7 protein-coding genes are annotated in these 7,518 nt (G+C 69.3%); 3 read left to right on the top strand and 4 right to left on the bottom strand.

Features of this window, described 5'->3' with window-relative positions; all coding sequences use genetic code 11:
* Nucleotides 1–74: 74 nt before the first annotated feature.
* From VF522_RS20490 to VF522_RS20505, 4 genes are read right to left on the bottom strand one after another with little or no spacing between them, the layout of a single operon-like run.
* Entirely contained in the window at nucleotides 75–2,402 is a 2,328-nt protein-coding gene (locus VF522_RS20490) for a xanthine dehydrogenase family protein molybdopterin-binding subunit (protein WP_330910166.1), read from the bottom strand.
* 47 nt (nucleotides 2,403–2,449) lie between these two features.
* The gene (locus tag VF522_RS20495; protein WP_330910167.1) at nucleotides 2,450–3,703 is read right to left on the bottom strand and encodes an acyl-CoA dehydrogenase family protein; all 1,254 of its coding nucleotides are present in this window, start codon (nucleotides 3,701–3,703) and stop codon (nucleotides 2,450–2,452) included.
* 14 nt (nucleotides 3,704–3,717) lie between these two features.
* The gene (locus VF522_RS20500) at nucleotides 3,718–4,506 is read right to left on the bottom strand and encodes an alpha/beta hydrolase (RefSeq protein ID WP_330910168.1); all 789 of its coding nucleotides are present in this window, start codon (nucleotides 4,504–4,506) and stop codon (nucleotides 3,718–3,720) included.
* A complete protein-coding gene (locus VF522_RS20505) occupies nucleotides 4,503–5,540 on the bottom strand; it encodes a peptidase M29 (protein ID WP_330910172.1) in 1,038 nt (345 codons plus the stop codon). The genes VF522_RS20500 and VF522_RS20505 overlap by 4 nt, the downstream gene beginning before the upstream one ends.
* Before the next feature lie 64 nt (nucleotides 5,541–5,604).
* Here VF522_RS20505 and VF522_RS20510 point away from each other — a divergent pair, with 64 nt between their 5' ends.
* From VF522_RS20510 to VF522_RS20520, 3 genes are read left to right on the top strand one after another with little or no spacing between them, the layout of a single operon-like run.
* The gene (locus tag VF522_RS20510) at nucleotides 5,605–6,114 is read left to right on the top strand and encodes a flavin reductase family protein (protein ID WP_330910169.1); all 510 of its coding nucleotides are present in this window, start codon (nucleotides 5,605–5,607) and stop codon (nucleotides 6,112–6,114) included.
* Nucleotides 6,111–6,542 carry a MarR family winged helix-turn-helix transcriptional regulator gene (locus tag VF522_RS20515; protein WP_330910170.1) on the top strand — a complete coding sequence of 144 codons (432 nt, stop codon included), beginning with the start codon at nucleotides 6,111–6,113 and terminating at the stop codon, nucleotides 6,540–6,542. The genes VF522_RS20510 and VF522_RS20515 overlap by 4 nt, the downstream gene beginning before the upstream one ends.
* Before the next feature lie 53 nt (nucleotides 6,543–6,595).
* Nucleotides 6,596–7,495, top strand: coding sequence for a DMT family transporter (locus VF522_RS20520; RefSeq protein ID WP_330910171.1), 900 nt, complete (start codon nucleotides 6,596–6,598; stop codon nucleotides 7,493–7,495).
* The last annotated feature ends 23 nt before the right edge of the window (nucleotides 7,496–7,518 follow it).

Here is a 7,518-nt window from a genome sequence, read left to right on the forward strand (position 1 = left end):
TCGAACGAAGGGGCGCAACGCGCCCCTTCTTCTTTGGAATGACCTGGGTTCCCGCCTCCGCGGGAATGACGAAGTCAGGAATTCAGCAGCGCCCAGACCTTTGGCGGCGTCAATGGCATCTGGAGCTGGCGCGCCGCATCCTTCTTCCCCGCTCGCGCCAACGCATCCGCCACCGCATTCACCACGCTCGGCGCGGCGCCGATCGTTCCCAGCTCGCCGACGCCCTTCACCCCCAGCGGATTGGTCGTGCAGGGCACCGTCTCGTTCATCTCGGTCACGAACTCGCAGGCGATGACGTCGGCGCGCGGCGCCGCGTAATCCATCAGGCTGCCGCTCACCGGCTGCCCGCTGTCCGCGTCGTAGACCATGTGCTCCATCAGCGCCTGGCCGATGCCCTGCACCGCGCCGCCATCGAGCTGGCCGCGCACGATCATCGGATTCACCACGCGGCCGATGTCGTTGACGCTGGAATAGCGCACCACCTGCACGGTGCCGGTCTGCGGATCGATCTCCACCTCGCTCACGTGGCAGCCGTTGGGCCAGCTCGGGCCCGACACCGCACTGGTGTGATCCGTGAAGATGTGCCCGCCCGGCTGCTGGCGTGCAAGATCGAACAGGCCGATGCCGACGTCCGTGCCCTTCACCGAGAAGCGTCCCGCCGCGTAGTCCAGGTCGGCCGGCGAAGCCTCCAGCGACCTCGCCGCCAGTTCGCGTGCCGTGTCCAGCGTCTTCTTCGAGCCGAGGCTCAGCGCCGAGCCGCCGGTGAACAGCGAGCGCGACCCCGCGCTGCCGAAGCCATCGCCGCGATCCGTGTCGCCCAGCACCACGCGCACCTTGTCGATGGGCACGCCGAACACGTCGACCACCAGCTGCGCCAGCGTGGTGGCGATGCCCTGCCCCATCTGGTTGACGGCGGAGAAGACCTCGATCACGCCGTCGGCCTTCACGTCCACCGTCACGCGCTCCTCGAACACGTTGCCGCTGGTCCATTCGAGAAAGGTGGAGATGCCCAGCCCGCGGAGTTTGCCGTGCGCCTTGCTCTGCGTGGCGCGCGCCTCGAAGCCGCTCCAGTCCGCGAGGTCCAGGCCTTCGTCCATGATCTTCCCGAACTCGCCGACGTCGTAGGTCTGCCCCATCGGATTGCGGTAAGGCATCTGCTCCGGACGCACGAAGTTGCGGCGGCGCAGCTCGATGCGGTCGATGCCGGCCTGGCGCGCGGCCTCGTCCATCAGCCGCTCCATGATGAAGATCGCTTCGGGACGCCCCGCGCCGCGGTAGGCGGCGGTCGACGCAGTGTTGGTCAGCACGCAGCGGATGTGGAAGTCGATCGCCGGCACGTGGTAGACGCTGGTCTGCACCCAGGGGCCGACCACCATCGGGATCGTCATGCCGGTCGCCGTCGCATAGGCGCCGACGTTGGCCAGCGTGCGCAGCCGCAGGCCGAGGATCTTGCCGCTGGCATCCAGCGCGAGCTCCGCATGGGCCTGCTGGTCGCGGCCGTGGAAGGACGAGAGGAATTCCTCGCTGCGATCGGCGATCCACTTCACCGGCTTCTTCAGCGTCCACGCGGCCCAGGCCGCTGCCGCATCCTCCGGATAGATGCCGGTCTTCATGCCGAAGCCGCCGCCGACATCGCCCACCGTGACGCGCACCTGGTCGCGGCCGATGCCCAGGATGTCGTTGGCGAGCGAGTTGCGCACGCCGGAAGGCATCTGGCTGCTCATGCGGAGCGTGAGGCGGCCGTCTTCGGCGACCCACGCCAGCACGGAACGCGGCTCGATCGACAGCGCCGCGACGCGCTGGTTCACCACCTTCAACTTCACCACGTGCGCGGCCTGCGCAAAAGCGGCGTCGCATTGCTTCGCATCGCCGGCCCGCATCTCGGCGGCGAAGTTGTCGGGCGCATCGGCGAGCGTGGGCGCGCCCGGCGCCGTGGCCGCGTCGAGCGTCACCACGTGCGGCAGTTCCTCGTACTCCACCCAGACCGCCTCGGCCGCATCGCGCGCCTGCTGCAGCGTCTCGGCGACGACGATGGCGACGGGTTCGCCGACGTAGCGCACGCGCTCGTGCGCGAGCGCGCGGCGCGGCGCCGTCGCGGCGGGAGAACCGTCGGCGCGCCTGAACGCCGGATTGGTGGGGATCGGTTTCACGCCCGCCTGCTCCAGGTCGGCGCCGGTGGCGATGCGCACCACGCCCGGCAGGGATGCGGCATTGCCCGTGTCGATGGAGACGATGCGCGCGTGCGGATAGGGCGAGCGCACGAACACCGCGCGCAAGTGCCCGGCCGGCGCCAGATCGTCGGTGTACTGTCCCAGCCCCTTGAGGAGCCCCTCGTCCTCGATGCGCTTCACGGCCCGGCCGCTGCCGAAACGCGTGACGGTGTCTGCGGTGTCGGTGGTCATGGTGGCGGAGTCTCGCCGATTTTCACGATCGCCGCAGCGGCGCCTGTTCAGTCGTCCTTCTCGCCCGCCTCGTACAGCGTCTCGCGGCCCATGCGGTCGAGCACCAGTTCGGCCGTCCACGGCAGCATCAGCGCGCCGCAGCGGCTGTCGCGGTAGATGCGCTCCAGCGGCAGGTGCTTCATCATGCTCTGGCCGCCGCAGGTGCGGATCGCCAGCCGCGCGATGTCGTTGGCGCCTTCCATCACGGTGTACTGCGCGGCGTAGAGGCGCATGCGTTCGTCCTTGGAGGGATTCGGCCGCGCTTCGGTGATCGCGCGCAGGAACAGGCTGCGCAGTTGTTCCAGCTGGATGCGCATCTGCGCCACCGCGATCTGCTTGGTCGGGTACATGCGCCGCTTCACCGGCGGTTCGCCGGGCACTTCGCCGCGCAGGTATTGCACGGTGAAATCGTAGGCGGCATTCGCGAGGCCCATGTAGGTGGGCGCCAGCGTGAAGAACATCGCGGGCCAGGTCTGCGCGCCCTTCCAGTAGACGCCGCGCGGCATCAGCTGCTCGTCATCGCTCACGAAGACGTCCTGGAACGTGAGGTTGCGGCTGACCGTGCCGCGCATGCCCAGCGGATTCCAGTCGCCGCTGATCGCGAAGCCGGGGCTGGTGGCGGGCACCGCGAGGTACAGCGTGTCCTTCGCGTCCGGATGCTGGTCGCCCTTGTCCTCGGTGCACAGCACACCGTAATAGTTGGCCGCGCCGGAGAGCGAGGCGAAGATCTTACGGCCGTTCACCAGCCAGCCGCCTTCGACCTTGCGCGCCGTCGTGCCGAAGGGGGCTCGCCCCGCCGCGGCCGCGCTGCCTTCGGAGAAGGGCTGCGCGTAGATCGCACCTTCCTCCACGACACGGCGGAAGTGCAGGCGGCTGCGCGCGGCATGCTCGGCGCGCTGCGTATCGGTCATCGGGATGCCGTCGGCCAGCACGCCGGTCCACATCGTGGAGGACACGTGCATGTTCCACGTGAGCGCCGTGGCGCCGCAGAAGCGCCCGACCTCGGCCGCCACCATCATGTAGGTCGGATAGTCCGCGCCGAGGCCGCCGTGCGCCGCCGGCACGCAGATCTTCAGCAGGCCGGCTTCGCGCAGGTCGTCGTAGTTGGCGAAAGGAAAGCTCGCTTCCTCGTCCCACTTCGCCGCGCGCGGCGCGAACTTCTCGCGCCCGAGGCGGTTGCCGAGCGCGAGCAGCTGGCGCTGCTGCGGGGTGAAGGCGTGCTCCCCCACCGCGGGCGTGAAATCGAGTCGGTTCGCGTCCATCCGGTCTCCTGGGGTCAGTGCAGCAGGGGCTCGGGCAGGTTCAGGAAGTTGAGCAGCAGCCCGTCGAAGTCGTCCGGCGCTTCCAGGTTCTGCAGGTGGCCCACGCCCTTCATCTCGTAGTAGGTGCTGTTGGCGATCGCATCGGCCATCTTCTTCATCACGGCCGACGGAGCGTTGCGGTCATGCTCGCCCGAAAGCAGCAGCGTGGGAACGTGGATGTTGCCGAGGTTGCCGCGGCGGTCGAAGGTGACGAGGCACTCCAGCGCGCGGCGATAGGTCGCCGCCGGCACCAGGCCCATGCAGTGCGTGGCGAGCCGCACGCCTTCGGGCAGCGCGCCGGGGCCGACCATCTGCGGCACCAGCGTCTCGGCCAGGTCCACCATGCTCTTGCCCGCGTCCAGCGGCGCGGTGCGCTGTGCGATGAACTCGCGCTGCCAGTCGCCATCGGGCTTGCCGAAGGCGGGCGAGGTGCCGCACAGGACCAGGCGCCGCACCAGCTCGGGCCGGCGCGCCACCACCTCCTGCGCCACCATGCCGCCCATGCTGTGACCGAGCAGGATCACGTCCTTCACCTTCAGCGTCTCGATCAGCTGGATGCAGCTTTGCGCCAGGCCCTTGAAGGTGTAGGGCTCGATCGGCGCGCTGTGGCCGTAACCGGGCATGTCCCAGGCGACGGCGCGGTAGCCGGCGCTGGCGAGCGTTTCCACCTGCGGGGCGAAGGCGAGATGGCCGCCGCCGATGCCGTGCAGCATCAGCACGGTCGGGCCACCGCCCAGGGTGGTGAATGCGGGAACGGAGGTCATGCGGAAAGTTGTCCTGCGTCGACCACGGTGACGCCATCGAGCTTCACCGTGCAATTGCGCAGCGGCAGGTCGAAGTGGCCGGACGTGTGGCGGCCCGCCACTTCGTTGGCGCCGGTGCTGTAGAGGAAGTTGCCGGCAAAGGCGCGCAGCTCGGTGCCGTTGAAGTCGCGCTTGTCGTACAGCGCCATGCTGTCCCAGCGCGCGTTGCGGTTCAGGCCGTAGCCGACGTGGCTGACGGCGTAGGCTTCGCGGTCGCCCCAGGCGGCGATGTAGCTGCGCATCAGGTCGGCGTCGACGCCGGCGCCTTCGATGCGCGTCACGTAATCGCTCTCGATGCGCAGCGTGACCGCCTTGTCCAGATAGCGCTTGAATGTGAGGTTGACGTCGCCCTCGGCGAGGACCAGGGTGCCGTTGACGCTGCCGGCGGCGGGAAAGGCCAGCGCGAGTCCACCGGGCCAGTGGGTCATCGTGCCCGGGCGCGTGGTGTAGCCCCAGTTGCCGCCGCACACGGCGCCCTGCAGGGAGATCGCGAGGTCCGTGCCGGCAGGGGACGTGACGCGCATCTCGCGCGCGCCGCGCAGCCGCCTCACGTGCTCCTTGACCAGCGGCTCCAGGGCATCGCCGGGAACGAGTCGCGCCAGCGCCTCGGGATGTTCGTTGCTCACGTAGAGCACGCGGGCACCGCCCTGGAGGATCGCCGGCAGCTCCGGGGCATGCATCAGGCCTTCGACGGTGCAGTCCACCACCAGCGTGCTCGCGGCCAGCGCGCCGACCACGGGAGCGACATTGCGCAGCACCGGCGACGCGCCGGTGGAACGCGCGACCGGCAATGCGTTGCTGAAGACGCTTGGGACGACGAGGCTGAACACCCGCGCGCCGCGTCGCGCGGCCGCGAGTCGCGCGAGTTCCGGCAGGATGGGCCGGCTCTGGCTTTCGCTGAGCACGGCGACGGTGTCGCCGGCCTGCAGGCCGCAGCGGCCGAGGACCGCCTCGAACGCGTCCAGCCACGCGGGTTCCATGGTTTCCTGCAGCATGCCGATCAGCGCCTCGAGGGGTTCCGGGCCATAATACATGAAATTTCATGCAATCCGGCTTTCGATGAATCCGCCCCGCCAAGCGCAGCCGCCGAGCTTTTCGGCCCAGGAATTCCGGGCCGCCCTCGGCATGTTCGCCACCGGCGTGACCATCGTGACCGCCCGCGCGGCCGACGGCCAGGTGATCGGCCTGACGGCGAACTCCTTCAACTCGGTCTCGCTCTCGCCGCCGCTGGTGCTGTGGAGTCTCGCCCGGGCCGCGGCCTCGTTGCCGGTGTTCAGCGGCGGCTCGCATTACGCGATCAACGTGCTGGCGGCGGACCAGAAGCTGCTCGCCGAACGCTTCGCGAAGAAGGGTGCCGACCGCTGGCTGGGCGTCACCTTCGACGAAGGCGCGGGCGGCGCGCCGCTGCTGCACGGCGCGGCGGCGACCTTCGAGTGCTTCAACCGCAGCCGCTACGAGGAAGGCGACCACGTCATCTTCGTCGGCGAGGTGGAGCGCTGCACCCACCGCGACGGCGCCACGCCGCTGCTGTTCCACGGCGGCCGCTATTTCACGGAGCTTCCGCTGTGAGCCATGAAAGGTTCGTCCACGGCTACCTGGGCTACCTGCTCGGGCAGGCGAACCACGCGCTGTACAAGGATTTCGACGGCCACGTGCGGGCCGCCGGCCTGAGCTCGATCGAGTGGCGGGTGCTCGCCACGCTGCACGACGGCCCGCCGATGACCGTGAGCCAGCTCGCGCACGAGGTGCTGTCCAAGCAGCCCACCGTGACCAAGCTGGTGCAGCGCATGACGGAACAGGGCTGGGTGGAACTGCTCGCCGACCCCGACGACCAGCGCCGCACGCTGGTGGGCATCACGACGGCCGGCAAGCGGCTGGTGCGGCCGCTGCTGGAGAAGGCGCGGGCGCACGAGTCGCAGATGCTGAGCGCGCTGGCGTCGTCGGAACAGGCGGCGTTGAAAAAACTCCTTCAAAAGCTCGCGGGTCGAAATCCTTGACATCATCCCCGCGGAGGCGGGGATGACGGGTCACGCGTCGCTACCATCGCGCGATGCGCGAACGACAACAACACCTCGACACCCTCGCCGTCACCCTGCTGGTCGCCTGCTGCCTGTTCTGGGGCTTCCAGCAGATCCTGATCAAGACCACCGTCGCCGAAGTGCCGCCCCTGTGGCAGGCGGCGATCCGCTTCGCCGGTGCGACGGTGTTGCTGTGGATCTGGTGCGCGTCGCGCGGCATCAAGCTGTTCGAGCGCGACGGCACGCTGTCCGCCGGCCTGCTCGCCGGTGCCTTGTTCGCCGGCGAGTTCACCTGCATCTACACCGGCCTGCAGTACACCGCGGCGTCGCGCCTCACGGTCTTCCTCTACACCTCGCCTTTCGTGGTCGCGATCCTGCTGCCGCGCATCGTTCCCGCCGAAAGGCTGCGCCGTGTCCAGTGGATCGGATTGGCGATCGCCTTCGCCGCCGTGGCGCTCGCCTTCAGCGAAGGCTTCACCGGCGGCAGCACGCCGCGCCAGCTGCGCGGCGACGCGCTCGGACTCGCGGCCGGCATCCTGTGGGGCCTCACCACGCTGGTGATCCGCGGCTCGAAGATGGCGACGGTCAGCGCCGAGAAGACGCTGTTCTACCAGGTCGCGGTGACGGCGGTGGTCGCGCCCCTGCTGTCGCTCGCCTTCGGCGAGGCCTGGTCCTTCTCTTATTCCGGCCTCGCCTGGGGTTCGATCGCGCTGCAGACCGTGATCGGCGCGTTCGCGAGCTACCTGGCGTGGATGTGGATGCTGCGGCACTATCCCGCGACGCAGCTGTCGTCCTTCACCTTCCTGGCGCCGCTGTTCGCGCTGCTGTTCGGCGTGCTGCTGCTGGACGAGAAGCTCACCGTGCAACTGCTGGCGGCGCTGGCGGCGGTGGCCGCCGGCATCGTGCTGGTGAATCGAAAGCGCGCGCGTTGACCCGCATCGGCGGGGTTCGCCTT

The sequence above is a fragment of the Ramlibacter sp. genome, from assembly GCF_036383835.1.
Classification (GTDB): Bacteria; Pseudomonadota; Gammaproteobacteria; order Burkholderiales; family Burkholderiaceae_C; genus Ramlibacter.